Here is an 814-nt window from a genome sequence, read left to right as displayed (position 1 = left end):
TTCTTAACATCAGGCGTTGATGCGCTCAAAGCAACTGGTGCTGCATTATTAGGTAATAAGAACGAAGGCAGTATGGTTACATTTGCTGTAGGTCGGGCTAATATTATCACTCATATTGGCAATGGTGCAATGTTAGGTGTGGGTATTGGTGATGCCAATATCATTAGCAAAGTGGGTTTAGGTCAAACCATCCAAGCTGGCATCGGTAGAGCCAATATTCTTACCTCAGTTGGCGACAACGACAGTTTGCAAATTGCTATTGGTCAAGCCAATATTGTTACTAAGATGGGCTCTGGTTATAGCGCTATGATTGCTATTGGCAGAGCCAATATTACCACCAAAGTGGGTGATGGTTTCCATGCAGGGCTATCTATTGGCAAACTCAATGTTAATACTAATGTTGGTGATGGCGTCGCAATCAATGTCTTGATTGGTAAATACAATCTCAACACTCGTGTGGGACATGGTGTTAATGTGGCAGCAATGAAGGGCGATTATAACATCAATGTGCGTTATGGCGATGGGATGAATATCGCCTTGGCAGCGGGCAAGGGTAATATTACTGTCAAAATTGGTGATGGTGATTTTTATGGCGCCATGCTTGAAGTGGGTACTAACAAACAAAGCGTTGCCGGTAAGATGAAAGCCCTGATGCAGGGCATGCTATCTAATTTAAAAGAAACTGCCAAAAGTATTTTAGTTAGTCAAACCATAGGAATGGTAATTAACGGAGATGAGGCAGACACAACCAAACTCCGTGGCACTAGCCACTCCACCCCTAAAAAACCAAAGGACTACACCAAAAATGTAGATT

General features: G+C 42.6%; 1 pseudogene. It reads left to right on the top strand.

Going from position 1 to position 814, the window contains the following annotated elements:
- Nucleotides 1–814, top strand: a pseudogene (locus BAZSYMA_RS08990) (hypothetical protein); the annotation flags it as partial.

The organism is Bathymodiolus azoricus thioautotrophic gill symbiont, assembly GCF_001298715.1.
Classification (GTDB): Bacteria; Pseudomonadota; Gammaproteobacteria; order PS1; family Pseudothioglobaceae; genus Thiodubiliella.
The sequence above is the reverse complement of the archived record's forward strand: the minus strand, read 5'-3'. Positions and strand labels throughout refer to the sequence as shown.